The 25,038-nt window shown below is 41.9% G+C and carries 24 protein-coding genes and 1 tRNA gene; 18 read left to right on the top strand and 7 right to left on the bottom strand.

Features of this window, described 5'->3' with window-relative positions; genetic code table 11:
- Nucleotides 1-91: 91 nt before the first annotated feature.
- From AC13CS_RS13230 to AC13CS_RS13180, 11 genes are all read left to right on the top strand, one after another.
- Nucleotides 92-454: a BlaI/MecI/CopY family transcriptional regulator gene (locus AC13CS_RS13230; RefSeq protein ID WP_293167123.1), complete on the top strand. Its 363-nt coding sequence runs from the start codon at nucleotides 92-94 to the stop codon at nucleotides 452-454.
- On the top strand, nucleotides 451-2,304 hold the full coding sequence (locus AC13CS_RS13225) for a M56 family metallopeptidase (protein WP_293167124.1): 1,854 nt from the start codon (nucleotides 451-453) through the stop codon (nucleotides 2,302-2,304). The genes AC13CS_RS13230 and AC13CS_RS13225 overlap by 4 nt, the downstream gene beginning before the upstream one ends.
- Nucleotides 2,305-2,412: 108 nt before the next feature.
- On the top strand, nucleotides 2,413-2,892 hold the full coding sequence (locus AC13CS_RS13220) for a hypothetical protein (protein ID WP_293167125.1): 480 nt from the start codon (nucleotides 2,413-2,415) through the stop codon (nucleotides 2,890-2,892).
- A gap of 1 nt (nucleotide 2,893) precedes the next feature.
- The gene (ruvC, locus tag AC13CS_RS13215; RefSeq protein WP_293167126.1) at nucleotides 2,894-3,445 is read left to right on the top strand and encodes a crossover junction endodeoxyribonuclease RuvC; all 552 of its coding nucleotides are present in this window, start codon (nucleotides 2,894-2,896) and stop codon (nucleotides 3,443-3,445) included.
- A gap of 7 nt (nucleotides 3,446-3,452) precedes the next feature.
- Nucleotides 3,453-4,622 (top strand): radical SAM family heme chaperone HemW, encoded by a 1,170-nt coding sequence (hemW, locus tag AC13CS_RS13210; protein WP_293167127.1) that lies wholly within the window; start codon nucleotides 3,453-3,455, stop codon nucleotides 4,620-4,622.
- A gap of 84 nt (nucleotides 4,623-4,706) precedes the next feature.
- Nucleotides 4,707-5,459 (top strand): cyclase family protein, encoded by a 753-nt coding sequence (locus AC13CS_RS13205; RefSeq protein WP_293167128.1) that lies wholly within the window; start codon nucleotides 4,707-4,709, stop codon nucleotides 5,457-5,459.
- Entirely contained in the window at nucleotides 5,456-5,815 is a 360-nt protein-coding gene (locus AC13CS_RS13200; protein ID WP_293167129.1) for a DUF4260 domain-containing protein, read from the top strand. The genes AC13CS_RS13205 and AC13CS_RS13200 overlap by 4 nt, the downstream gene beginning before the upstream one ends.
- Complete coding sequence (locus AC13CS_RS13195; RefSeq protein WP_293167130.1) at nucleotides 5,808-6,431, top strand: DUF4230 domain-containing protein; 624 nt, start codon at nucleotides 5,808-5,810, stop codon at nucleotides 6,429-6,431. The genes AC13CS_RS13200 and AC13CS_RS13195 overlap by 8 nt, the downstream gene beginning before the upstream one ends.
- A 2-nt stretch (nucleotides 6,432-6,433) precedes the next feature.
- Nucleotides 6,434-6,835 (top strand): Dabb family protein, encoded by a 402-nt coding sequence (locus tag AC13CS_RS13190; protein ID WP_293167131.1) that lies wholly within the window; start codon nucleotides 6,434-6,436, stop codon nucleotides 6,833-6,835.
- Nucleotides 6,832-7,191 carry an MmcQ/YjbR family DNA-binding protein gene (locus AC13CS_RS13185; RefSeq protein ID WP_293167132.1) on the top strand — a complete coding sequence of 120 codons (360 nt, stop codon included), beginning with the start codon at nucleotides 6,832-6,834 and terminating at the stop codon, nucleotides 7,189-7,191. Before AC13CS_RS13190 ends, AC13CS_RS13185 begins: the two co-directional genes overlap by 4 nt.
- A gap of 6 nt (nucleotides 7,192-7,197) precedes the next feature.
- Nucleotides 7,198-8,967 (top strand): MutS-related protein, encoded by a 1,770-nt coding sequence (locus AC13CS_RS13180; protein ID WP_293167133.1) that lies wholly within the window; start codon nucleotides 7,198-7,200, stop codon nucleotides 8,965-8,967.
- Here AC13CS_RS13180 and AC13CS_RS13175 read toward each other — a convergent pair.
- The 3 genes from AC13CS_RS13175 to AC13CS_RS13165 form a co-directional block, all read right to left on the bottom strand.
- Nucleotides 8,964-10,064, bottom strand: coding sequence for a DUF4407 domain-containing protein (locus tag AC13CS_RS13175; RefSeq protein ID WP_293167134.1), 1,101 nt, complete (start codon nucleotides 10,062-10,064; stop codon nucleotides 8,964-8,966). The two genes, AC13CS_RS13180 and AC13CS_RS13175, sit on opposite strands and share 4 nt — an antisense overlap.
- A gap of 106 nt (nucleotides 10,065-10,170) precedes the next feature.
- Complete coding sequence (locus AC13CS_RS13170; RefSeq protein ID WP_293167135.1) at nucleotides 10,171-12,261, bottom strand: M56 family metallopeptidase; 2,091 nt, start codon at nucleotides 12,259-12,261, stop codon at nucleotides 10,171-10,173.
- A 2-nt stretch (nucleotides 12,262-12,263) separates the two neighbouring features.
- Nucleotides 12,264-12,629, bottom strand: coding sequence for a BlaI/MecI/CopY family transcriptional regulator (locus tag AC13CS_RS13165; protein ID WP_293167136.1), 366 nt, complete (start codon nucleotides 12,627-12,629; stop codon nucleotides 12,264-12,266).
- A gap of 135 nt (nucleotides 12,630-12,764) precedes the next feature.
- Here AC13CS_RS13165 and AC13CS_RS13160 point away from each other — a divergent pair, with 135 nt between their 5' ends.
- Entirely contained in the window at nucleotides 12,765-13,343 is a 579-nt protein-coding gene (locus AC13CS_RS13160) for an alkylphosphonate utilization protein (RefSeq protein WP_293167137.1), read from the top strand.
- On the opposite strand, the gene AC13CS_RS13155 is transcribed toward AC13CS_RS13160, so the two are convergent.
- Nucleotides 13,340-14,728 (bottom strand): dipeptidase, encoded by a 1,389-nt coding sequence (locus AC13CS_RS13155; RefSeq protein WP_293167138.1) that lies wholly within the window; start codon nucleotides 14,726-14,728, stop codon nucleotides 13,340-13,342. The two genes, AC13CS_RS13160 and AC13CS_RS13155, sit on opposite strands and share 4 nt — an antisense overlap.
- 97 nt (nucleotides 14,729-14,825) lie before the next feature.
- On the opposite strand from AC13CS_RS13155, the gene AC13CS_RS13150 reads away from it, so the two are divergent.
- From AC13CS_RS13150 to AC13CS_RS13140, 3 genes are all read left to right on the top strand, one after another.
- Nucleotides 14,826-14,907, top strand: a tRNA-Leu gene (locus tag AC13CS_RS13150).
- A 538-nt stretch (nucleotides 14,908-15,445) separates the two neighbouring features.
- Nucleotides 15,446-15,835, top strand: a complete 390-nt coding sequence (locus AC13CS_RS13145; protein WP_163625437.1) for a response regulator — start codon at nucleotides 15,446-15,448, stop codon at nucleotides 15,833-15,835.
- A 90-nt stretch (nucleotides 15,836-15,925) separates the two neighbouring features.
- Nucleotides 15,926-17,386, top strand: coding sequence for an ATP-binding protein (locus AC13CS_RS13140; RefSeq protein ID WP_293167139.1), 1,461 nt, complete (start codon nucleotides 15,926-15,928; stop codon nucleotides 17,384-17,386).
- Between the two features lies 1 nt (nucleotide 17,387).
- On the opposite strand, the gene AC13CS_RS13135 is transcribed toward AC13CS_RS13140, so the two are convergent.
- From AC13CS_RS13135 to AC13CS_RS13125, 3 genes are all read right to left on the bottom strand, one after another.
- Nucleotides 17,388-18,323, bottom strand: a complete 936-nt coding sequence (locus AC13CS_RS13135; protein ID WP_293167140.1) for a pyridoxal-phosphate dependent enzyme — start codon at nucleotides 18,321-18,323, stop codon at nucleotides 17,388-17,390.
- 61 nt (nucleotides 18,324-18,384) lie between these two features.
- Nucleotides 18,385-19,293: a universal stress protein gene (locus tag AC13CS_RS13130; protein ID WP_293167141.1), complete on the bottom strand. Its 909-nt coding sequence runs from the start codon at nucleotides 19,291-19,293 to the stop codon at nucleotides 18,385-18,387.
- A gap of 81 nt (nucleotides 19,294-19,374) precedes the next feature.
- Complete coding sequence (locus AC13CS_RS13125; RefSeq protein ID WP_293167142.1) at nucleotides 19,375-20,064, bottom strand: Crp/Fnr family transcriptional regulator; 690 nt, start codon at nucleotides 20,062-20,064, stop codon at nucleotides 19,375-19,377.
- A gap of 119 nt (nucleotides 20,065-20,183) precedes the next feature.
- On the opposite strand from AC13CS_RS13125, the gene AC13CS_RS13120 reads away from it, so the two are divergent.
- Genes AC13CS_RS13120 through ccoN form a run of 3 tightly spaced genes read left to right on the top strand, consistent with a single transcriptional unit; the run spans nucleotide 20,184 to nucleotide 25,023 of the window.
- Complete coding sequence (locus AC13CS_RS13120) at nucleotides 20,184-22,568, top strand: heavy metal translocating P-type ATPase (protein WP_293167143.1); 2,385 nt, start codon at nucleotides 20,184-20,186, stop codon at nucleotides 22,566-22,568.
- A 59-nt stretch (nucleotides 22,569-22,627) separates the two neighbouring features.
- Nucleotides 22,628-22,837 (top strand): cbb3-type cytochrome oxidase assembly protein CcoS, encoded by a 210-nt coding sequence (gene ccoS / locus AC13CS_RS13115; protein ID WP_014033097.1) that lies wholly within the window; start codon nucleotides 22,628-22,630, stop codon nucleotides 22,835-22,837.
- A gap of 2 nt (nucleotides 22,838-22,839) precedes the next feature.
- Nucleotides 22,840-25,023 carry a cytochrome-c oxidase, cbb3-type subunit I gene (gene ccoN / locus AC13CS_RS13110; protein WP_293167144.1) on the top strand — a complete coding sequence of 728 codons (2,184 nt, stop codon included), beginning with the start codon at nucleotides 22,840-22,842 and terminating at the stop codon, nucleotides 25,021-25,023.
- Nucleotides 25,024-25,038 lie beyond the last annotated feature (15 nt).

The raw sequence follows: 25,038 nt of genomic DNA, 5'->3' as shown, positions 1-25,038 counted from the left end.
AATCTAGCTTGTAATTAAAGATTTGAATTGTATTTAAAATATTAATAAGTGGATTCCCGATTTCTCGGGAATGACAACTAAAACGTGTCAAATGAAACAACTCACCAAAGCAGAAGAAGAGGTAATGCAGCTCCTTTGGAAAATTGAAAAAGGGAACGTAGCTGCAATTTTAGAGGAATTGCCAGAGCCCAAGCCAGCCTACAATACCGTGTCCACTATTGTCAGAATTTTAGAGGACAAAGGCTTTGTGTCGCACGAAAAAGTAGGCAAGGGGCATGTGTACTTTCCTTTAATAAAAAAGGAAGAGTACAGTAATCAGAGCCTGAACAAATTGATGGAGGGGTATTTCCAAGGATCATTTAGCAGCATGGTATCCTTTTTTATGAAGAAAAACGACATCAGCTTGAAGGAACTCGAAGAAATCATGAAGAACATTAAAGACAACGAGCAATGATTACCTATATATTGGAATCTTTAGCGTTTCAACTGGTCTTTTTGTTGACCTACGACCTTTTTCTAAAGAAAGAGACCTTTTTTCAATGGAACCGGGTATATCTGTTGGGCACGTTTGCTCTTTCCCTCATATTGCCTTGGGTAAAGATTCAAGCACTCCAGACCACTATGCCACAGGAGTTGCAGACCACAACGGTATTTCTCGCCCAATTGAATGGGGTAGTGCTCGGCCCCGGCGCAGAAGAAACCAGTTTTCTGGAACGTATCTCTTGGCCGTATTTGGTTTTGGGCGTGGGGAGTATGTTGGCCGCTATTTGGTTCGTGTACAAGTTGATTCAAATAAGTAGACTCCGCCGTAAAAGTGTTGTGGAGAATTATCAAGACTTCACAAAGGTTACAGTACCTAAAAGTACTTCCGCTTTCTCCTTTTTCCGAAGCATTTTTATGGGCGAGGAAATCAAAAAGGATAAGGAGCCCAATATTCTGGCTCACGAATTGGTGCATGTAAAGCAATGGCACACCTTGGACCTCCTCTTTTTTGAAATGGCCCGAATCGTCTTCTGGTTTAATCCCTTGGTGTATATCTATCAAAAGAGAATTGCCGAATTGCACGAGTTTATTGCGGATGAAAAAGCCGTCAAGCAAAACAAGGTGGCACATTTTGAGATGCTGTTGTCCGAAGCGTTCCAAACACATAACATCAGTTTTGTCAATCAATTTTTTACGAAATCATTAATCAAAAAACGAATAGTCATGTTACAAAAAAAGAAATCCAAAGCCGTATGGCAATTAAAGTACGTATTGTTGTTGCCCCTAGTTTTTGGGATGTTGGTTTACACCTCTTGCGAGAGCGAAAATGAATCAAAAGCAGAAGAGGTAGGAGTAGTTCCAATGGAGGAGGAAATGGCTGTTGTTGGTTATGGCGAAGCAAATAATATAGTCACTTTAAAAGTGGGTGACATCGGGTCGTTAACCGAAGACGAAAAATTTAAGCGAGATCAACTTTTGAAAGAATTAGGTAATAGCAAAGAGGTATCTACATTGGAAATAGTTGATAGGAAAAATATCAGGCTTAAAATGACAATTAACAAGGATGAAAGTATCTCTAATGAAGGGACTGTTTCTATTCCATTTGGCGTAATAGATGAAGTACCCGTTTTTCCAGGTTGCGAAGACGCTGATGATAAAAGAGCATGCTTTCAGGAAAAAATACAGGCACATATCCGCAAAAACTTTCATTATCCCGAAGCTGCCCAACAACTTGGGGTCCAAGGAAGGGTCTCTTCCATATTCATAATTGATACAGAAGGAAATGTAGTCGATATACAAATGAGAGGCCCACACGAACTTTTGGAAGAAGAAACGGAACGGATTTTGGAAAAATTACCACAAATGCAACCAGGCAAGCACGAAGGTAAGACGGTCAAGGTACCTTTTTCCATTCCCATAGTTTTTAAGCTCCAAGGGAATGATGAAGAGGAAATCAGTGAGCAAAGAGGGGAAGGACTTGGGGTTCCGTTTGCGAACGTTGATGAGGTTCCAGTCTTTCCGGGATGCGAAGATGCTGATGATAAAAGAGCTTGCTTCAATGAACAGATTGTGAAGCATATTAAAAAACATTTTAATTACCCTAAAAAAGCTCAAGAATTGGGTGTTCAAGGTAGGGTGAGTGTGATTTTTGTGATTGGGAAAGATGGAATAATTACAGACATAGGGAAGCGTGGTCCACACGAGTTATTGGAAAATGAAGCTGTCAGAATCATAGAACGTTTGCCCAAAATGCAACCGGGCAAACATAAAGGCGAAGTGGTAAAAGTACCTTTTGCCATTCCAATCACTTTTAAATTATAGTTGGAATAGCATATAGCGAAAATCAAGGCCCAAAATTATTTTGGGCCTTTCTGTTTTTAATATACTTCCTTAAAAAATCGTAATTTCAGCCAAATTATCAGGGCTGTCATGCAGAAGTATGTTTTATTGATCATTTTTATGGGTTTGCTCGTATCCTGCGAGCTGTTCGAGTCCAAGGAGGATAAGACCCAAAAACTGGTGAATGAGGAACTTTTGGCCATCGATTGGAACGATGTGGACCAATACCCCCTTTTTGAGGATTGCGACGAAACCGCCCCCAAGGACGCCCAACAGGAATGCTTCCAAAATGTGATCACCGAGTATTTTTCCGAAGCCTTGGCAGGGCTCAAGTTTCAAGTTCGGAACGATATGAACGATACGGTTTATATCGACTTCCTGATTGATGAACACGGTTTTATCTCCGTGTTGGGCGTCGAAGAAAAGACCTCCGTGTTGAATGAGATATCCGATTTCAATTCCAAAATTTCCGAACGTTTGAACGATTTGACAACAGTAGCACCCGCATTAAAAAGAGGAAACCCGGTAAGCTTGCGTTTTAGGCTTCCGTTGGTATTAAACACCTACTAATTTGGCAGCAGAAAAAATTATATTGGGAATAGACCCTGGAACCACGATCATGGGTTTCGGCATCATCAAGGTTATCAACAAACAGATGCACTTTGTGCAAATGAACGAGCTGATGCTGCGAAAATATGATGACCCCTACACCAAGCTCAAACTTATTTTTGAGCGTACCTTGGAGCTCATCGACACCTATCACCCCGATGAAATTGCCATTGAAGCTCCTTTTTATGGCAAAAATGTGCAGTCGATGCTCAAATTGGGTCGCGCCCAAGGGGTAGCGATGGCTGCTGGGTTATCCAGAGAAGTTCCGATCACCGAGTATATGCCCAAAAAGATAAAAATGGCCATCACGGGCAACGGAAATGCCAGCAAGGAACAAGTGGCCCGAATGCTTCAAAGTGTTTTAAAGCTGAAGTCCTTGCCCAAAAATTTGGACAGTACCGATGGTTTGGCCGCCGCCGTTTGCCATTTTTACAACGAGGGCAGGATGGAAGTAGGAAAAAGTTATACGGGTTGGGAGGCTTTCATCAAACAAAACCCGGATAAGATCAAATAACAATTGAGTGAGCGGAATTTATATTCACATTCCATTTTGCAAGCAAGCTTGCCATTATTGTGATTTCCATTTTTCCACCCAACTGGAAAAAAAGGAGGTCATGGTTAATGCCATTGCCAAAGAACTTGTTTTGCGAAAATCGGAGGCGGATGATGCCGTCGAAACTATCTATTTTGGAGGAGGCACCCCATCAGTTTTATCCAATGATGAAATTGAACGTTTGATTCAAACGGTTTATGACAATTACAAAGTAATTGACCATCCAGAAATCACCTTGGAAGCCAATCCAGATGACTTGGTGTCATCTCGAGCGCCTGCCTGCCGAACGGGTAGGGGGTCGAGAGATCTCTTTTCGGAATACAAAAATGCGGGAATCAACCGCCTTAGTATCGGCATTCAATCTTTTTTTGATGAAGATCTAAAGCTGATGAACCGTGCCCATGATGCCACTGAAGCCGAGAAGTGCATCAAAGAAGCCACAGAACATTTCGAAAACATCACCATTGATTTGATCTACGGAATCCCAGGAATGGACAATGAGCGCTGGAAAGCTAACATCCAAAAAGCATTGGATTTTGGCCTGCCCCATATTTCAAGCTATGCTTTGACCGTGGAGCCCCGAACCGCCCTTAAAAAATTTATAGAGAAAGGGGTTGTCCCCGATGTGGATGATGAGCAAGCCCAAGAGCAGTTCCATATTTTGGTGGATATGTTGGAAGAGCAGGGCTTCATAAATTATGAAATTTCCAACTTTGGGAAACCTGGATTTTTCTCCAAGAACAATACAGCGTACTGGCTGGGCAAAAAATATTTGGGTGTAGGGCCGTCGGCACACTCCTTTGATGGTAAACACAGAAGCTGGAATATTCGAAACAACCCAACCTATATTAAAAAAATAACCAAAGGTGAATTGCCTTCGGAAATCGAAACCCTTTCCAAAACGGACAGGTACAACGAATATGTGATGACGGGCCTACGCACTATATGGTGTGTGGATTTGGATAGGATTGCATCGGAATTTGGATCAAACTATGTAGAATACCTGAGCCAACAAGCGACAAAATTTCTGGAGCAGGGTTTACTTGTTTTGGAAGATGGAAAATTGCTCACAACCAAAAAAGGCAAGTTTTTGGCCGATGGAATTGCTTCCGACCTTTTTATGATTAATTTAAAGTAGTAAATTGTCATTCCTGCTAAAGCAGGAATCCATGAAGTAGAATTGATTCCCAATCAAGTTGGGAAAGACAAAAAGTAACAAAATTTGATAGCCTCAATAAAACACAACTCCAAAAACTACAAAATAGACCTGACCAAACCGCTGGATATTTCCATACCACTCATAGGTGGCGACAACAATGTGAATGCGTGGTACTTAGACCCGCCAAAAATTGCCCCGCACAAGCAAGATGGGTTTGTGGGTAAAGTGACCGAAGGCGCATCCACCAATTTCAATGATATTTGGTTCAATCCGCATTCGCATGTAACACATACCGAATGTTTGGGGCATATTTCAGAAGAGTTCAACTCCATCAACAAAAAGCTAAAAAAGTTTTTCTTTTTGGCCGAGCTGATCACCGTGGCACCAGAACAATTGGGAGAGGATTTTATCATCTCAGAAAAGCAAATAAAATACGCTTTGGGCAACAAAAAAAGACAGGCCGTGGTTATTAGGACCATCCCAAACTTGGGGTACAAGCGTTCCAAAAAATATTCGGATACCAATCCCACCTATTTAACCGAGGAAGCCGCCAAGTATTTGGTGAAAAAAGGGGTGGAGCATTTGCTTATAGACCTTCCATCGGTGGACAAGGAAAGGGACGGGGGCGAGCTTTTGGCGCATAAGGCCTTTTGGAACATGAGAGGAAAACCAAGAACCAAAGCAACCATTACCGAGTTTATCTATGTGCCCAACCCTGTGGAGGACGGTACCTATTTTTTAAACCTGCAAGTGGCTCCTTTTGAGAACGATGCCAGCCCCAGCAGGCCGGTCTTGTATAAAATTCTTGAAAAATGAAGACGATATTAAAGCTTGAAGAGCTGATGATGTTCGTATTGGGCATCTATCTTTTCAGTTTGTTGGATTATGCGTGGTGGTGGTTTTTGGTACTGATCTTAGCACCGGATATTGGCATGTTCGGATATCTTTTCGGAAACAAAGCGGGAGCTTTTTTTTATAATTTGTTCCATCATAAAGGAGTTGCCCTGCTAATATATCTTGTCGGTGTCTACTTTTCAATACCTTTATGTCAGCTGATCGGTGTAATTTTGTTCTCGCATTCGGCTTTCGATCGAATGTTGGGCTATGGCTTAAAATATGACAAAGGATTCAAGTTTACCCATTTGGGTGAAATAGGTAATACTAATGGGTGAAATTTTCGACACTTTTCTGGGGCTTGTACTAGGAGCAATACTCATGTATTGGTTGTACTCTGTGTTCCGAAAAAAAAGGAACAAGGAAATAACGGAACAACAATCCACCGTAATCTTGAACAAGATACGCAGCGTGTGCAAACTGGTTTCTGTTGAAGGTGATTTCGCCGAAATCTATCACTACGAGAATACCAAGGACAGTTTTATGAGCTTGTTCCGAAGCAAGAAAAAAGCATTGATCATCATCAAGGCCAAGGCCCATATCGGGTATGATCTGAACAAACTTGATATGAAAGCGGACAATGATAAAAAGAAAATCATCTTGAGCCATTTTCCAGAGCCAGAAGTACTGTCCATTGAGCCCGACTTGCAATTTTATGACATTAAAAATGGTATTTTTAACAGCTTTTCGCCTACGGATCTAACGAACCTCAATCAGGAGGCCAAAGAGCACATCAAACAGAAAATACCAGAAAGCGGACTTATGGAAACCGCAAAAAATGAAGCTTTACAGGCCGTTTTGGTCGTGGAGAAAATCGTAGAGACCATTGGGTGGACGCTGGATTATTCCGCCTTGGAAATATCAAACAGAGAAAAACAATCTATAAAAGAGTGAATATGAAAACCAAAATTTTGACCCTACTTCTGGTAGGAACAATATCAGTTATGAGCAACGCACAAGAATCCAACAAAACTACTTTTGACCACACGTTTGCACATGTGGTTTATTTCTGGTTTAAAAACCCAGATAACCAAGCCGACCGAGCTACTTTTGAAGCGTCTTTAACCAAATTTTTGAACAATTCCAAGTACGCCAAAACCAAATTTATAGGCAAACCGCCAAAGGCGATTCGCGATGTAGTGGATGATTCATTTACCTATTCTTTGATTTTATCTTTTGAATCCGCCGAAGATCAGGCTGCCTATCAAGAAGAGCCTCCACACTTGGTTTTTATTGAGGAGTGCGAGGACCTCTGGGAAAAAGTGATCGTTTACGACTCGCAGGGAATCGAACAATGAATGTAGAGGAACTTAGGGAGCTTTGCATATCCAAAAAAGGTGTAACTGAAGAATTTCCGTTTGATGAAAGCACTTTGGTGTTCAAGGTAATGGGCAAAATGTTTGCCTTGGTTCCCTTGGAGCGTCTTCCTGCGCAGTGCAACCTAAAATGCGACCCGGAAAGGGCAGAAGAACTCCGTGAAGAATATGATGGTGCCATCATTCCGGGCTATCACATGAGCAAAACCCATTGGAACACATTGTTTTTGGAACAACTTCCACCACAATTGATTAAAGACTTGGCGGACCATTCCTACGAACTGGTCGTATCCAGTCTCACCAAAAAGCTACAGCAAGAGCTTAAAAATTTAGGTTGACATTAGATGACGGACTTAAAACGTTTTTACACATCCCAACGAGAAAAGCATCAGCAAGAACTTCAGCAAGTAAAAAAACGATTGGGCCTTTTGGCCACTTTGCGTTTGTCCGTTTTTGTGGGTTTGGCCCTTGGAGTTTATTTTCTTTGGGGAACCACCTTGTTATTTGCGTTATTGCCCCTTGGTGTTGTACTGTTTTTGTATCTCGTTACCTGTTTTAGCAATGTAAAACGCAACAAGGAGTATCTGGAAAGGCTCATCACCATCAATACCACGGAATTGGACATCTTGGCCCGTCGTTTCCACCATTTGCCAGATGGGAAGGAGTTTTTAAGACCCGACCATCCGTATGCACAGGATTTGGATATATTTGGAAGGGGTTCTTTTTATCAATACGCCAATAGAACCAAATTGCAACAAGGGCGGGAAATGTTTTCGGACCTTTTGCTGGATGGATATCCAAAGGATATAGCCAAAAAACAAGAGGCGATTCTAGAGTTGGCCAAGCTGCCCGAGTGGCGACAACATTTTTCGGCACTGGCCGGGGAAACCCAACCCAAAATATCGTCGGATTTGGTCTCCGATTGGATGAAAAACCACCAATCTTTTATACCTAAATGGGCGGGAACCGTTCCTCCTATTTTTAGTGTGTTATCAATTGCAATGATTGGCTTGGCTTTTATGGGCATGGTACCAGAAAGTCTGATCTTGTTTTGGTATTTTTCGGGCTTGGCAATCGTGGGTCGATATGCTAAGAATATTATCGGGTTTACTGCCAAAGTATCCGAGGCGCAAGAGACCATTCAACAGCATCAACGATTGATTTCTGAATTGGAGGAACACACTTTTAGTTCGGAATTGCTGCAAGAGATTCAGCAGAAATTGGAGGTCAATGCAGAAAAGACCTCTAAAATATTAAAACGCTTCTCCCAAAGTACCACGATGTTGGAACAGCAGTTCAACTTGATCGTATCATTTTTTGGTCAGGGTCTTGGTTTGTACAGTCTGTTTTATGCTTTTAAAGTCGACTCTTGGATCAAAAAATATGGTGCCGATGTGGCAGGGTGGTTTGCTGCCATTGCCCAATTTGATGCCTACATCACCTTGGGAACTTATGCCTTTAATCATCCCGATCATACCTATCCAAGTTTAGTGCAGGGGGATATCGTGTTAAGTGCGAAAGAAGTGGGGCACCCCTTGGTAGACCCCGAAAAGAACGTTTTGAACGATTTTGAAATTGGAAAAGGCCGTTTCTGTATTGTTACAGGGGCCAATATGGCTGGGAAAAGCACTTTTTTACGAGCCGTTGCTTTGCAAATAGTGATGGCCAACATGGGATTGCCCGTTAAAGGAAAAGAAGTGAAATATGCTCCTGTTCGCTTGTTGACCAGTATGCGTTCTTCGGATTCCCTGGCGGATGAGACCTCTTATTTTTATGCTGAGCTCAAACGCTTAAAGTACATTGTGGAAGAGCTTAAAAAAGGCGACTGCTTTGTGATTTTGGATGAAATCCTGAAGGGTACCAACAGCGTGGATAAGGCCGAAGGCTCCAAAAAATTTGTGGAACGTTTGGTACGGAATGGGTCCACGGGCATGGTGGCCACCCACGATTTAAGCCTTTGTACCCTCGCAGACCAACTTCCAGAGGTGGAAAACCGCTATTTTGATGCCCAAATCGTAAACGGGGAGCTGTTCTTCGATTACAAGTTCAAAGAAGGGGTTTGCCAAAATATGAATGCCTCTTTCTTACTAAAAAATATGGGTATTGTAGATTAAAGTCCTTTTACCTGTACATTATGAAAACTATCGGCTTGCAAGCGAAGCAATTCCTCTGCTTTTTCTTTTTTGTAGCGGTAAAGTTCTTCTTCGTTTTTGATATCGGCATAGATTTGCTGATTGATCTCGCCATCAGTGGACAACAATAATTTACGCTGTTCCACTTTTTGGGTTACCCAGGTAGCTACGACACTTTCTTGTTCTTCAAACTTGTAATCATACTCGCCTTTGGGAGCTAATAATTTGGCAATAATGGGAGCCGTTTCAATGGCCAAGAACAATAAAAAGATAAAAAAGGATGGAAACCACGGTAATTTGCCCAGGGCATTGATGCGGGCCATCAATCCATCAAACCCATCAATAATGGGTTGGGAATTGGCAACTGCGGTATCGTAATCGGTTTGGATGGCGGCAATCTGTGCTTCGATGTTTTCAATTTTATCGCCGTTCGTTTCTTTCAAGGCATTGAGTTCAGCTAATGCTGCGTCGTGTTTTTCGCGTTTTTCCTTGTATACTGGGCCTTTACCCAACAATCCTGTGCCAGCAGTGCCTTCGGCCTCGGAAATATAGGTATCGTAAAGGGCGTTGGTCTCTGCCTCTTTGGTCGCAACCTCATTCTTCAGGTTGGCAATGTCTTGGTTAAGGCTTTCAACTTTCGGGGTGTACTGGAGCGCCAATTGTTCCTTGTTGTCCAAGGTCATGGCATTTTTCTCCTCCAAGAGCACTTGGTTGATTTCTTTCTCAAAAATCTTCATCTCCAACGGTTTGGAAATCACTACGGCGATGATCAGAGCCAAGACGATTCGAGGAGCTGCTTGAAGCAGTTCCCCTTTAAAATTGTCACGTTTTTTAATGGTGGAAACAATGTATCGGTCCAAGTTGAAAATGAGCAAGCCCCATATCAATCCGAAGAAAATGGAAGTGTAAATATTGTCAAAAACCGTGTAAAGGGCATAGCCCGATGCAATAAAAGCCATGACGGCTGTAAAGAATACCGTGGCACCGATGCCTGCGTATTTGTTGCGTTCCCCGTTGGAACAAGTCTCTAGGATTTGGGTGTCCGCACCCGAGCAGAAAATGAAAAAGCGTTGTAACATAAAGTGTTCTCTTTGATTGATAGGATATTAGAACGTGATTTTGGTTGATTTGTTACATAAAAAGCCCCATAATCGGGGCTTTTAACAATTTTTAAGTCACGGAAACTTAATTTTCTATGAAGATGGGGTCTGTTGATAGTTTTACTACAGGGTTGGCTCCGTTGGATTCCCTTGAATCAATATTTATATGTTTGTTTTTTTGAACCACCTCAATGGCTTTTTTTCCAGATATTTTTTCACCGTTCAGGGTGAAAGTTGCTCCTTTGGCGACCATTTTTTTTATGTGCTCTATTGGCTTTGGTGGTGCGGGGGGAGTAGCGGGGTTTATAGGTGTTCTGGTATTTTTGTCAAGGTTGTCATAAGGGTCTTGTGTATCTATTATATTCTTAATTTGACTTGAAGCATACTTTGTCTCTGACATATTTTTAGGTGGTTTTGGAGCCTTTGGTGCCGGCGGAGGAGGTGGAAAATCGGGAAAAGGTTCGGCATCCGCACGTTGTTTTTTGGACATTTTCCCGTAAATGGTTTTTAGGCGCATTACCTCTTTCTTTTTAATGACCATGTGGTTGCTGTCCATTTCATTGTACTTTTTGGCCAAGGCGTTGTACTCTTTCATTTCCTCTCGGGTAGCGCTCTCTTGATAAAGCACTTTTGGACCTACAATATTAATGGTGGCAGAACCGTACTCGGCGAGGATTTTATCTACCTGATCAATAATATTTTTTGAGGTGTTTTGGTCAACCTGAATGACTGAACGCAGTGTTTTTTTACGTTCATCAAAAGAGAGATGATTGTTTATTTTTAAAAGGGTTTCTTTTAAATCACTCAAGGGCACCAAATCTTTTTGAAACAATATCTGACCGCTCTTGTTGATTTTAATGTTGATCGGGTTGATGGTTTTTTGGCCAGCATTTTGAGAGATGGGAGCTGGAGAAGACCCAGCAAATTCTTTTTGCCCCTCGTCCATTCCAACCACTGTCATTTGTTTTGCATTCAAAAGTGTTGTGCTTGGTGTGATCGGAACATTTTCTTTGAACTGACCTTCTTCCATTATGACCTCATTGGCAAATATCTCGATCAAATCAATGCCAGTGGTTCTTATTTCTTTGGACAAATGGTTTATGGTATTTAGATATACAGGTTGAACAGCATTTATCTCAACCTTAGTTTTTTTAGAATCATAGGTCGATAGGTATTCCTGATTTAAAACTTGAGCGACTTCATTGAAATGTATAACCTCATCCTGAATTTGCACAGTTTCAATACCTAAAAGCTCCATTGTAATGATATGGTCTGTTGGAATTTCCCTTGCAATTTCACGATGCTCGCTAAACCCAAATAACAATAAGGCCGTAAGTGGCAAAAGCAATAGACTTCTGAATAGAAATGATTTTTTTGATGTGTTTGTTTTCATGACTGTAAAACGTTTTTTGATTGATGAATAATTAAGGGCATTTGCAATGCCGGTCGACTGATGTGTATTAAAACTATCGTGTGATAAGTATGATAGGATTGTGTTTTGATAATGCGAATGATCGTTGTTCTTGTCAATCACGGCCCTATCCGCCAAAAATTCATGGTTCAGTTTAATGGACGATTTAAATAAGTAGATAACGGGATTGAACCAAAATATGACTTGGGCCAGTTCAATAAAGAGAATATCCAGGCTATGTCGCTGCTTCGCATGGGTTTCCTCATGTACAAGTACTTCCTGTGGAATGTTTTTTTCCTCAAATTGCTGTTGGTTCAAAAAGATATAGTTGAAAAAAGTATGGGGTGGAAGTGATTGTCGCAAAAGAACCTTAGTGACGAAATTCTCCTTGAACTTTGGATTCCTACGGATACGGGACCAAATTTGTGCAAGATGTCTCATAAAACGGAATCCAAATGCAATAACCCCAAGTATATAAACGCTCCACAACAAAACTGCCCAGTCAAAGCCATGCTCTTCGGCGACTAAATGATCAGTACCAACCTCTAAAAATTCATCGGTAATTGGGAAGTCTTGAGCAACTGTATTTTGCGCTATCTTCACATATTCAACAAAGACAATATTGGGAATCAAAAAGGAGGCGATAAGAGCTCCCAAAAGAAAGAATCGTTTAAAATGGTGTATGCTTTCCCTTTCCAGCACTACTTTGTAGAAGACCCAGAAAATGGCGAGACATGCGGTCGATTTTAAAAGGAAGACTAACATAATTACTTCTTTTTAATTTCATTGTCGATTAATTTCTTCAATTCTTCCAACTCTGTTTTGCTCAAATTCGTCTCTTGGGCAAAAAAGGAAGCAAATTGACTGGCACTGTCGTTAAAGAAGTTTTTAATGAGCCCGTTCACATGCTTGGAAAAATAATCCTTCTTCTTTACCAAAGGATAGTACTCCCTGCTTCTTCCGATACTGTTGTAGGCTATAAAACCTTTGTCCGCTACCCGTTTTAAGAGGGTTGCTACAGTTGTGGTCGCTGGTTTGGGTTCGGGGTAGGCATCCAATATGTCCTTCATATAGGCCTTATTTAAATTCCAAACAATGTTCATTAACTCTTCTTCGGATTTTGATAACTGCATTTTCAATTTTTTACAATTATTGCTCTACAAACATAGAATAAAAATTTTAATTCTACAAATGTAGAGTTTGTTTATGATTATAAGAAGTCATTTTAATATCCTAAAATGTTAAGTTTGCCGTCAAATTTGAATATCATGGGATTATTGGAGGACTTACAAAACAGAAGCGGAAATACCTGCGAACTATGCGGGTCAACAGAAAACTTACAGGTATATGAAGTTCCCCCGGTTTCCACTGGTGGTATGGATGGTAGCCTTTTAGGGTGTGCTACGTGCATTGGTCAGCTAGAAGATTCTGATACCGTTGATTCTAACCATTGGCGTTGTTTGAACGATAGCATGTGGAGCGAGCACGATGCGGTAAAAGTTGTGGCTTGGCGTATGCTGAACCGATTAAAGTCCGAAGGATGGCCCCAAGATTTACTGGATATGATGTATTTGGAAGATGAAACATTGGAATGGGCCAAAGCAACGGGTGAAGGAGAAGAGGAAAGTGAAAAAATCATCCATAGGGATGTGAACGGCAATATATTGGAGAACGGTGATAGCGTTGTGCTGGTAAAGGATCTAAAAGTGAAGGGTTCCAGCATGGTCGCAAAACAGGGAACCGCCGTGCGACGGATTTCCCTGGATCACGAAAATGCCGAGTATATTGAAGGCAAGGTAGATGGTCAACAAATTGTGATCATCACCAAATACGTTAAAAAGATTTAAGCCTTCATCTCCGTATAATATTTGTAGAAGTAAGGGATGGTCTCAATGCCCTTTAAAAAGTTCCAGACCCCAAAATGTTCGTTGGGGGAGTGGATGGCATCGCTGTCCAAACCAAATCCTAAAAGAATCGTTTTACTGTCAAAAACATTTTCAAAAAGGGCCACAATTGGAATACTTCCTCCGGTTCGTTGTGGCACAGGAGTTTTTCCAAAGGTTGTTTCCATGGCCTTGGAAGCGGCTTGGTAACCGATACTATCAATTGGGGTAACATAAGCTTGACCTCCGTGGTGGGGGGTCACTTTCACTTTCACGCTTTTTGGGGCCAATGAGGTGAAATGTTTTGTGAAGAGTTCCGTGATCTCGTGCCAATCTTGATCGGGCACCAATCGCATGGAAATTTTGGCGTAGGCTTTACTGGCAATTACGGTTTTTGCACCCTCTCCTGTGTAACCGCCCCAAATACCGTTCACATCCAAGGTTGGTCGTATTCCAAAACGTTCCGGTGTGGAATACCCCTTTTCACCATGGACATCATCAATATCCAACGATTTTTTATAAGCTTCCAAATCAAATGGGGCTTTGGCCATTTCTGCCCGTTCTTCATCAGATATGACCTCAACCTTGTCATAAAAACCGGGTATGGTGATGTGGTTGTTTTCATCGTGCAATCCAGCAATCATTTTGGACAGTACGTTGATGGGGTTCGGAGCGGCACCTCCGTAAATTCCCGAATGCAGGTCACGGTTCGCCCCGGTCACCTCCACTTCAACATAACTAAGTCCGCGTAGGCCTGTTGTTATGGACGGAGTATCGTTGGAAATCATTCCTGTGTCGGAGATCAAGATGATATCGTTTTTAAATTTTTTGCTGTTCTCCTTTAGGAAATCTTCCAAATTATCACTCCCTACTTCTTCCTCGCCTTCGATCATGAACTTTACATTGCAGGGCAACGTATTGTTTTTAATCATAAACTCCACTGCCTTTACATGCATAAAAAACTGGCCTTTGTCGTCACAGGCCCCACGGGCAAAAATGGCCCCATCGGGATGCAGTTCCGTTTCTTTGATTACAGGCTCAAAAGGAGGGGAATCCCAAAGATCCATAGGGTCCGGGGGTTGCACATCGTAATGGCCATAAACCAACACTGTTGGCAGGTTTGGGTCGATGATTTTGTCGGCATACACCACGGGATACCCATTGGTTTCGCAAATTTCGGTGTTTTCGCAACCTGCTTCGTCCAAAGATTTCTTTACAGCTTTAGCGGCTTCCAAAACATCCTTGGCGTATGCCTTATCGGCACTAATGGAGGGGATTTTTAAGAGGTCGATCAACTCGTTGATAAATCTGTCCTTGTTGGTGCTGATGTAATTATGTATGTCTTTCATATATGAATTAAAAAGGACCCTAAAAGTACAAAAAACAAGTTTTTCGGGGCAGTGGATTTGCAAATCGGAAAATTGATTTATATTTGCACTCCATTTCGCGGGTGTGGTGGAATTGGTAGACACGCTAGACTTAGGATCTAGTGCCGCAAGGCGTGGGGGTTCGACTCCCTTCACCCGCACAAAAAGCTCTTCAGTAACTGAGGAGCTTTTTTTGTGTTAAAAATCCGTCACGCATTTTCCATTTCGAAATCAGATTCTTTTCAAGCGTCATTATTCAAGAATTTACCAGACTCTTTCCTGTTTTAAAAAAACCTTCGGAGTTGATAAATAGTACCCCTAAATCATTTAAAGCACGATTGTATTGTGGGGAGTAACTTATATTACTTTTAACCTGCTTATTTGTACACTGGTCAAGAAACGTTACTCATGATTAATGCACTTGGGATGATGATAAAAATCAAAAATTAAAAGTTGATTTTTGAAATTATCCGTAAGATTTTGTTAAAACGAAGGGATATTACTAAATTGAAATCGGATAAGAGAGGAAAACAATTGGGTTAAGCCTAAAAATGCAATAAGCAATTATTGTTGAATGTTTTTTATAATAAAGTTTTCCGATTATAGTTCTACTTAATGCAGAATATTGATATTTGTCAATATTTTTTACAGTAGAACAAAACCAAACCAAAACTAACAAAGTAAAAGACCAACTGCGCTATGTACAAGGAAATATACTTGGTCGATGACGAAGACCTAGTGAATACGGTGAATGCGATTCACTTTAGAAGAATGGGAATGGAAGATAGGGTTAAGAGCTTTACCAATCCCGAATTGGCACTGGATGACCTAAGATTTAGAGATAATCCTCAAACAAAAACGCTTATTTTATTGGACATTAACATGCCCGAGATGAGCGGTTTCGAATTTTTGGAATTCATGATGCTAGAAGATTTTCCGGTAACCAACGAAGTACTTTTGGTAACTTCTTCCGAGTCCGATGCGGATAAAGAAGAAGCAAAAAAGTATGGGAAATATGTAAAGGAATTTATTACAAAGCCTTTAAGAATTGAGCATTTGGAAGATTACCTGCAAAGTGCCAATAAATAGTCTCTTAGTATCCATCAGCTAAGACAAAGTATTTGGTTCCCCTTTTACGACCTAAGTTTTAAACGATCCATTCTGATTAAATTTTAACTTTTGAAAAGGAAACAGACACTTATTCATAACAAGGTTGAAATCGTAGAAGATAGGGATGACGCTGTGTGGGCGATGGATTTAAACTATCGGCTGACCGCTTTTAATCCATCGTTTAAGATAAGACTTAAAAGTGAGGGGTGGGACAAAGCCGACCGAGGTATGGATCTAAGAGCGATATATCGGTCGGGAAGTTTCTTTAAACCATGCGAACAGGGGTGCGAACGGGCCTTTGACCGATTCGCAACCACTTCTAGACACACTTTTGAACAAAATGGGGAAGTAGTGGTGCATGAGTTTTCGTTTCAACCTTTTATGAACAGTTCGGGAAAGGTTATCGGTTGTTGTATTTGGCAAAAGGATATAACGCAGGAAGTGGACAATAATAATCGTTTGCTCGAAAGCGAAAGAAAGTATCGTGAAGCCCAAGAAGTTGCGAATGTTGGGCATTGGGGCTGGGATATGAAGGATGACAAAATTGTTTGGTCCAACCAATTGTTTCGAATCTTTGAACAAGACCCTGGAAAATTTAAAGCAACCTTTGATGCATTATCGGAAATTATCCATCCAGATGACCGCCAAGCGTTTATTGATGATGTTCAAGCTAGTATTGAGGAAAATAAAATGCACGACATTACCCATAGAATTGTTTTGGGCAATGGAGAAATACGTTATGTGCACCAAAAGGGTAGGGCTTATTACGATGAGCACGGCAAACCCAAGTACATGTCCGGTACTACACAAGATGTGACCAAAGAGGTATTGTCCAATCATCAAATAGTACAGCAAAACCAAGAGCTTCAGAATTTTGTTAGGATCATATCGCACAATCTACGAGGGCCCATATCCAACCTTTTAATGTTGTCCAAAATTTATGAATGGGGTAAAGATGAAATAAACGACGACATTGTTAAAAAGATTGAACATACAACCGAGGCACTTGACCAGACCATTAAAGACCTCCACCTTTCCCTATCATTAAAGTCTGCCGACAAGAAAAAGTTCAGAGCGGTGTGCCTTAAAGATGTGATGAAAGATGTGAATGGGTTGTTAACAGAGGAGGTCATGAAGCAAAAGGCGTCGATTCGAACCGATTTTTCGCAAACGGATACCGTGTTCGGGGCCAAAAGCTATGTGGTAAACATTTTTTACAACCTTATTCTTAATGCGATACATTACGCAAAGGATGGTGTTCCTGCCATAATAAATATATCTACCTATCAAACCAAGGAAGCAGTAATATTAAAATTTACCGACAATGGTATTGGAATGGAGCTCACGCCCGAAAAGGAACGAAAAATATTTGATATGTATGGAAGGCTCAGTGGAGCAACCGAAGGTAAAGGCTTTGGACTTTACTTGGTAAAGACCCAAGTGGAAGCCATGGAAGGGAAAATAGAGGTAGAAAGTGAGAAAGGGGTAGGGAGTACATTCACCATAACACTTCCCAACAAGATACAGTAACCTAAAAGGGCAAACGCTCCAAGTCCACATTGCCCCCAGAGATAATAATACCTACTTTTTTATTGGAGACTAGCCCTTTTCTTTTAAAAACAGCAGCCAAGGCTACGGCGCTGGAAGGTTCGCATACAATTTTAAGTCGTTCCCAAATCAATCGCATGGATGCAATAATTTCTTCTTCGGTCACGCGGACAATTTCTTCCACATGCTTCTGGATAATGGGAAAGTTTCTATCACCCAACTGCGTTTTTAAACCGTCGGCAATAGTGTTTGTGGTGGTATTGGTTTCTATTTTTCCGCTTTGTAGGGAGCGATAGGCATCATCCACCTCAAAAGGTTCGCCACCAATGGTTTTACAATGGTTTCCAAAATAATGCGCCGAAAGGGCTGAGCCAGCAATCAAACCGCCCCCGCCAACTGGGGTCACCACGTAATCAAGATCTGGGTATAGTTCCAATAGTTCTTTGCAGGCAGTTCCTTGCCCTAAAATCACATGGTCATCATTGGAAGGGTGAATAAAAGTAGCCCCATGCTCGTTTACAATCCGTTCAGATTCACGTTCCCTAGCTTCCAGAGTAGGCTCACATTCAATCAAAATTCCACCGTATCCCCTTACCGCTTCTTTTTTTACCTGGGGAGCCGAACTCGGCATCACAATATAGGCCTTAACCCCTAAACTTTGTGCGGAAAGGGACAAGGCTTGGGCAAAATTGCCCGAAGAATGTGTGACTACACCGTTCTTCTTTTGTTCGTCCGTAAGTTGTATTATGGCATTGGCTGCCCCACGCATTTTAAATGCACCCATACGCTGAAAGTTTTCGCACTTAAAAAACAAATGGGCACCCGCCATCTCGTCAATGAGGCGGGAAGTAAGAACGGGCGTATTGTGGATAAAAGGTTTTATCCGCTCGTGGCAGTCAATTAGTTCTTGTTTGTCCATAAAAATTACCTTGTACCGATTTTTGTAGCAATTAAATCATGGTAAAGATAACAATGGGATATTAATTGCGCGACTCCACTTCTTCCTCTTCCTCCTTGGCCTTTGCCGAAATACCTTCCATGCCCAGTTCAGGTATCACCAACAATGGTATTTGGGTATGGAATGCCGTTCTTTTGATGATAGGTTCACGAGTCATTTTTTCCATATAGCTGTGTTGGTAATTGAGCATCGCCAACAGATGAATGCCTAATTCCTTGGAAAAGGTTTCCAAGGTATGGGAAACGGAATTGAGTTCCGAAACGGTATGCACATAGTGCTCTACATCGTTCAGATAGCGCCGCAGCATGTTAAGGTTGAACTGTTGTAGTTCCGTCAATGCCTTTATGCCATATTGTACATGTACAATCCGGATGGTGGCTTTGAACATCTTTGCCATGTCCAATAGTGGTGATAGTTCGGATGTAGTGTAAAATCTATTAAAATCCGTTGCAAAAGCAATCTCCGAAGGCGTAACATATTCAAAATGATGGGGAATGGCCAAAACAGGACATTTTTTAGTGCTTTTTATAATCCGTACCGTGTTACTGCCCATAAATACCTCATCCACTCCAGATGCCCCTTTTGTGCCGGTAACCACCATATGTATACCAAAAGTTTCCACAATATCTTTTACCTCTTCCACCAATAGGTTAAAAGAGGAAATGGTCTCGAAACTGTGGTTGGGGTTGCCATATCTGGCTTTTATCCGTTCCACTGTTTTGTTCAATTCCCGTTCAGAATTTTCCCGGACTGCATCCACAATCCGAACCCCATCAATCATTTTTGCCATAAATCGGCTACTGGGAATAACAGGGGTATAGGTGTTGAGCAAATAAAAAGTACAGCGCCTGTTGCGGAACAATTGCATGGCATAATCAATGGCGTTCCACGCATTTTCCGAAAAATCCGTAGGTATTAATATCTTTTGCATCTGACTAAGATTTTCGATGCGATAAAATTAGACCTAAGGGCTAGGGGATACTATGACAATTGTCAGGTTTTGGAAAGTGAATTAAAAACCCTCGACCACTTCCAAAAGTTTACGTTCATCCTTAATTCCGATTTTTTTGCCAGAAGTATGAATCAAACCTTTCTTTTTGAATTCCGAAATGATTCTAATGGCGGATTCGGTTGCAGTGCCCACCACGTTGGAAATGTCCTCTCTGGACAAAGTAAGGGCCAAAAAACCATCGGCATCTTCGCCAAAATTGTTCTGGAGGTACAGAAATGCCTCGGCCATGCGTTGCTTTACGGTTTTTTGGGAAATATTGACGATTACATCATCGGCCTCTTTTAAATCGTGGGCTATGTGCCGCAAAACCTCTAAAGTAAAATTAGGGTTCTTTTGGAGTGTATTTGTGATAGTGTCTTTTGGAATAAAACAAACTTCCATGTCGTTTACGGCAACAGCGGAAAGATTGGTTATTTCTTGGGAAATCACTGAGCGTTGGCCCAGAACTTCACCTTTGCTGGCCAATTTCACGATTTGATCTTTTCCGTTGGCGCTCAACTTGGAAAGTTTGGATACGCCGTTCCTTACACAATAGACCCCGTTGAGTTTATCACCCTCCTCAAATAGAGATTCACCCTTTTTTATGATCTTGGTGGTTTTGGTATCGGAAACTTGTTTCAATTCCTCCTTGCTCATGGCCCGGAGCGAGTTGAACTGTCGGATGATACAATTTTCACATCTACTTTCCATAATGTTTTGCTTACCTGATTTGGCAAACTTAAGGGTTAAACTTTTACGAATTACTGATAAATATCATATTTTTAGGAAGAAGAGTATTACAAATTTGCACTAGGTAAAGCAAATGTGAAATGACAGACCCAACCTGTTATCATTGTGGAGATGAGTGCGGTAAAGGTTACGTTAAGTTTGATGATAAGGATTTTTGTTGCAATGGTTGCAAAACCGTTTACGAGATTTTTACGTCCAACGGCCTATCCACCTATTACGAAATAGAGGGTAAGGCAGGAACCACACCTAACGAAATCCGTCAGAAATACGATTTTTTGGACAACCAAGAAATTGTACAGAAACTCGTGGAATTCAATGAAGAAGGCGTACAGGTGGTCAGCTTGAGTATTCCTGCCATTCATTGCAGTTCCTGCATTTGGGTGTTGGAAAACCTGAACAAGCTACATTCGGCCATTAAGGTTTCCCAGGTCGATTTCCCAAAGAAAACTATCCGGGTTACCTATAAAACAGAAGATTTTTCCCTGAAAGCATTGGTGCTTTTGTTGGGCAGCATCGGCTACGAACCCTATATCTCCCTAGAGGAATACAACAAAAAAGCAAAGAAAGTAGACCGTTCCCTAATCTATAAGTTGGGTGTTGCGGGTTTTGCCTTTGGCAATGTGATGCTGTTCTCCTTTCCAGAGTATTTTGAAGTAGAAGAGTTTTGGTTGGACCAATACAAGCAGGTTTTCCGTTGGTTGATGTTCGCCTTTTCCCTGCCCGTGGTATTTTATGCCTCGCAGGATTATTTTATCTCGGCCTACAAGGGCATCCGTTCCAAATTATTGAATATTGATGTGCCCATCGCCTTGGGGATTTTAGTCCTCTTTTTACGAAGCACCGTCGATATAGCGTTTGATTTGGGCTCAGGCTTTTTTGATAGTCTCACCGGCTTGGTCTTTTTTCTGCTATTTGGGAAATTTTTTCAGCAGAAAACCTACGCCTATCTTTCGTTTGAACGCGATTACAAATCCTATTTTCCCATAGCCGTTACCCGTTTGAAGCAAAACGGGGAAGAAGAAAATATCCAAATTTATAACATTGAAGTAGGGGATAGGGTTTTGATCCGAAGCCACGAAATTATCCCAGTGGACTGTATTCTGATTAAAGGAACTGCCAAGATTGATTACAGTTTTGTAACGGGCGAATCCGAAGCAGTTTTTAAGGAATCGGGAGAAAAATTGTTTGCGGGCGGCAAACAACTTTCAGGGGTTTTGGAGGTTGAGGTGCTCAAATCCGTCTCCCAAAGTTATTTGACCCAGTTGTGGGGCAACTCCATATTTTCCAAGGACAAGGCAAGTCAATTCCAAACCCTTACGGATAGCATCGGAAAACGATTCACCATTGCCGTTTTGAGCATTGCCACCTTGGCCACCACTTTTTGGTTGATTTTTGACCCAAGTTTGGCCCTGAATGTGTTCACTTCGGTATTAATCATCGCCTGTCCGTGCGCCATTGCATTGGCGGCACCATTTACCTTGGGAAATATGCTACGCATTTTTGGAAAACATAAATTCTACCTGAAGAATACCAATGTAATCGAACGCTTGTCCAAAATAGACACCGCCATTTTTGATAAAACGGGAACGCTCACCACCAATCAAAAGGATACCATCCATTATGAAGGAATGGAACTTACGGAGGAGGAAACCGCACTCTTGAAAACCACCTTGAGGGCATCCAACCACCCTTTGAGCCGTTCGCTTTACGACATTTTAAAATCCAATGCCATCATGACTCTTGAAGAATTTCAGGAACATACCGGAAAAGGTATCGAGGGCAAATATAAGGAGCACTCCATAAAAGTGGGTTCGGCATCCTATGTGGGTGAAAGCAAATCCAATGCATTGACCAATACTTCGGTCTACGTAAGTGCCAATGAAGATTTTAAGGGACGGTTCGTGTTTAAGAACACCTATCGCGATGGGATGAGCCAAATTTTTGATGAGCTGTCCACCGATTTGGAACTAGGTATTCTTTCGGGTGATAATGATGGAGAAAAAGCGCAGTTGGAAAAAGCGCTTCCGGAAAAAACAAGAATGCTATTTGATCAAAAACCGGAGGACAAGTTGGAATACATCAGACATTTACAGGAAAAACATAAAGTTTTGATGGTGGGCGATGGTTTGAACGATGCGGGAGCCCTGGCCCAAAGCGATGTAGGTTTGGCCGTTTCGGAAAACATCAATGTGTTTTCACCAGCTTGTGATGGCATTTTGGATGCGAGTAAGCTGCGAATGCTGCCAAAGTTCATAAAACTGTCCAAAAAATCCATTCGCATTATAAAAACGAGCTTTTTGTTATCGCTCTGTTACAATGTCTTGGGATTGTATTTTGCCGTCACAGGTCAGTTACAGCCCGTTATCGCCGCTATTCTGATGCCGTTGAGCTCTATCAGTATTGTGGTGTTCACCACCTTGGCGACAAATTACCTCGGTAAAGATTTAAAAATTTTAGAAAGCTGATATATGTCATTTTTTGAGGAATACCATCACAGTAGTTTTACCCCTAAATTCAGGCAGGTATGAGTGTTATTTATGTGTTGTTGGCCATAAGCATAACGGTGGCCGTAATCTTTTTTGTAGCCTTTGTTTTCTCGGTAAAAAGCGGACAATACGATGACACCTATACCCCATCGGTAAGAATGTTGTTTGAGGATGAGGTGGTTAAGGACAAGGAAAAATCAAACCCAAATAAAAAGGAAATCAAACAAACTAAAAGTACAAACCAATAAATATGGAAATACAACAGTTCCGTTACGATAACAAAATCGTACAAAAGTTCTTATACGCCACCATTTTATGGGGCGTAGTGGGTATGTCGGTAGGCCTTTTATTGGCCTTTATGTTTTTGTTCCCCAATGTTACAGAGGGCATTTCATGGTTGAGTTTTGGGCGTTTGCGTCCATTGCACACCAACGCCGTGATCTTTGCATTTGTGGGGAACGCCATTTTTGCAGGGGTGTATTACTCCTTGCAACGCTTGCTTAAGGCACGAATGTTCAGTGATGCCTTGAGCAACATCAACTTCTGGGGTTGGCAATTGATCATTGTCGCCGCAGCGATCACACTTCCATTGGGGTATACCACCACCAAGGAATATGCCGAGTTGGAATGGCCCATAGATATTGCCATTGCAGTAGTATGGGTGGTCTTTGGATGGAACATGATCGGTACCATCCTCAAAAGAAGGCAAAGGCATTTGTATGTGGCTATCTGGTTCTACTTGGCCACGTTTGTTACCGTAGCCGTGTTGCACATTTTTAATAGCTTGGAGCTGCCGGTATCTGCGCTGAAGAGCTATTCGGTGTATGCTGGTGTGCAAGATGCTTTGGTACAATGGTGGTACGGTCACAATGCGGTGGCATTCTTTTTGACCACTCCTTTCTTAGGGTTGATGTACTACTTTGTTCCCAAGGCGGCGAACAGGCCCATTTATTCCTACAGATTGTCCATCGTCCACTTTTGGTCGTTGATATTCATTTATATCTGGGCAGGTCCTCACCACTTGTTGTATTCTTCCTTGCCAGATTGGGCACAGAATCTTGGTGTCGTATTCTCCATAATGTTGTTGGCTCCATCTTGGGGAGGTATGATCAACGGATTGTTGACCCTCCGTGGAGTATGGGACAAAGTGCGTACCGATGCTACATTAAAATTTATGGTGGTAGCTATTACGGGGTATGGTATGGCCACCTTCGAAGGCCCCATGCTTTCCCTAAAAAACGTAAACGCCATTGCTCACTTTAGTGACTGGATCATTGCCCACGTTCACGTTGGTGCCTTGGCCTGGAACGGATTCTTGACCTTTGGTATGATCTACTGGTTGGTGCCACGAATGTTCAAAACAAATTTGCACTCCAAAGGATTGGCCAATTTCCACTTCTGGATTGGAACCTTGGGTATTGTATTGTATGCCCTTCCCATGTACGTAGCTGGATTTACACAAGCATTAATGTGGAAAGAATTTAACCCAGATGGTACCTTGGTATACGGTAACTTCTTGGAAACGGTAACCCAAATCATACCAATGTACTGGATGAGGGCCATTGGAGGTTCGTTGTACATCCTAGGTATGTTCGTGTTGCTTTACAATATTGTGATGACCATTAGGGCTGGTAGCAAAGTAGAGGACGAAGCTGCGGAAGCTCCGGCATTGGAACGCGTAGCCAAAAGAAGAGTGGCGGGCGAAACCTTCCACAACTGGTTGGAAAGGAAACCCGTTCAGTTGACCATCTTGGCCACCATCGCTATTTTGATTGGAGGTATTATTCAGATTGTCCCAACCATTTTGGTAAAATCCAACATTCCGACCATTACAAGTGTTAAACCGTATACTCCGCTGGAATTGGAAGGTAGGGACCTTTATATTCGAGAAGGTTGTGTGGGCTGTCACTCACAAATGGTCAGACCGTTCCGTAGTGAGGTGGAACGCTATGGTGAGTATGCCAAGGCAGGAGAATTTGTGTACGACCACCCGTTCCTGTGGGGTAGTAAGCGTACAGGTCCCGACTTATTGCGCGTTGGAGGCAAATACTCCGATAGTTGGCACTTAAACCACATGTACGATCCTCAAAGTACCTCGGCTGGTTCCATAATGCCTTCCTACGAATGGCTGGTTACGGACGAACACGATCGTAGCGATGTTCAAGCTAAAATGGAGGCTATGGTAAAATTGGGTGTACCATATACTGATGATGACATTGCCAACGCTCCGCAATCCATGGCAGAGCAAGCGGCACAAATAGAGAAGAGCCTGTACACAGACCCGGAATTTGAAAAAACCTACGAAGCGGATAAAAAATACGCAGAGGAAAACGGATTGGAATTTGTGGAAATGCGCGATCGCGAAATCGTAGCCTTGATCGCTTATCTGCAACGATTGGGCACCGATATTAAGCTTGAAGGAACAGAAGAATAACATAAAAATAATGAA

The organism is Flagellimonas sp. B-3, assembly GCF_056857835.1.
This window is presented reverse-complemented; position numbering and strand designations above follow the sequence as displayed.

What these genes read in the sequence shown, in the direction of transcription:
- AC13CS_RS13155 (WP_293167138.1), bottom strand. Translation starts at nt 14,728, where the DNA reads ATGAAAGACATACATAATTACATCAGCACCAACAAGGACAGATTTATC.
- AC13CS_RS13170 (WP_293167135.1), bottom strand. Translation starts at nt 12,261, where the DNA reads ATGTTAGTCTTCCTTTTAAAATCGACCGCATGTCTCGCCATTTTCTGG.
- AC13CS_RS13125 (WP_293167142.1), bottom strand. Translation starts at nt 20,064, where the DNA reads ATGGAAAGTAGATGTGAAAATTGTATCATCCGACAGTTCAACTCGCTC.
- AC13CS_RS13135 (WP_293167140.1), bottom strand. Translation starts at nt 18,323, where the DNA reads ATGGACAAACAAGAACTAATTGACTGCCACGAGCGGATAAAACCTTTT.
- AC13CS_RS13190 (WP_293167131.1), top strand. Translation starts at nt 6,434, where the DNA reads ATGAAAACCAAAATTTTGACCCTACTTCTGGTAGGAACAATATCAGTT.
- AC13CS_RS13165 (WP_293167136.1), bottom strand. Translation starts at nt 12,629, where the DNA reads ATGCAGTTATCAAAATCCGAAGAAGAGTTAATGAACATTGTTTGGAAT.
- AC13CS_RS13225 (WP_293167124.1), top strand. Translation starts at nt 451, where the DNA reads ATGATTACCTATATATTGGAATCTTTAGCGTTTCAACTGGTCTTTTTG.
- AC13CS_RS13120 (WP_293167143.1), top strand. Translation starts at nt 20,184, where the DNA reads ATGACAGACCCAACCTGTTATCATTGTGGAGATGAGTGCGGTAAAGGT.
- AC13CS_RS13185 (WP_293167132.1), top strand. Translation starts at nt 6,832, where the DNA reads ATGAATGTAGAGGAACTTAGGGAGCTTTGCATATCCAAAAAAGGTGTA.
- AC13CS_RS13180 (WP_293167133.1), top strand. Translation starts at nt 7,198, where the DNA reads ATGACGGACTTAAAACGTTTTTACACATCCCAACGAGAAAAGCATCAG.
- AC13CS_RS13130 (WP_293167141.1), bottom strand. Translation starts at nt 19,293, where the DNA reads ATGCAAAAGATATTAATACCTACGGATTTTTCGGAAAATGCGTGGAAC.
- AC13CS_RS13160 (WP_293167137.1), top strand. Translation starts at nt 12,765, where the DNA reads ATGGGATTATTGGAGGACTTACAAAACAGAAGCGGAAATACCTGCGAA.
- AC13CS_RS13220 (WP_293167125.1), top strand. Translation starts at nt 2,413, where the DNA reads ATGCAGAAGTATGTTTTATTGATCATTTTTATGGGTTTGCTCGTATCC.
- ccoS (WP_014033097.1), top strand. Translation starts at nt 22,628, where the DNA reads ATGAGTGTTATTTATGTGTTGTTGGCCATAAGCATAACGGTGGCCGTA.
- AC13CS_RS13200 (WP_293167129.1), top strand. Translation starts at nt 5,456, where the DNA reads ATGAAGACGATATTAAAGCTTGAAGAGCTGATGATGTTCGTATTGGGC.
- AC13CS_RS13175 (WP_293167134.1), bottom strand. Translation starts at nt 10,064, where the DNA reads ATGTTACAACGCTTTTTCATTTTCTGCTCGGGTGCGGACACCCAAATC.
- AC13CS_RS13145 (WP_163625437.1), top strand. Translation starts at nt 15,446, where the DNA reads ATGTACAAGGAAATATACTTGGTCGATGACGAAGACCTAGTGAATACG.
- AC13CS_RS13230 (WP_293167123.1), top strand. Translation starts at nt 92, where the DNA reads ATGAAACAACTCACCAAAGCAGAAGAAGAGGTAATGCAGCTCCTTTGG.
- AC13CS_RS13195 (WP_293167130.1), top strand. Translation starts at nt 5,808, where the DNA reads ATGGGTGAAATTTTCGACACTTTTCTGGGGCTTGTACTAGGAGCAATA.
- ccoN (WP_293167144.1), top strand. Translation starts at nt 22,840, where the DNA reads ATGGAAATACAACAGTTCCGTTACGATAACAAAATCGTACAAAAGTTC.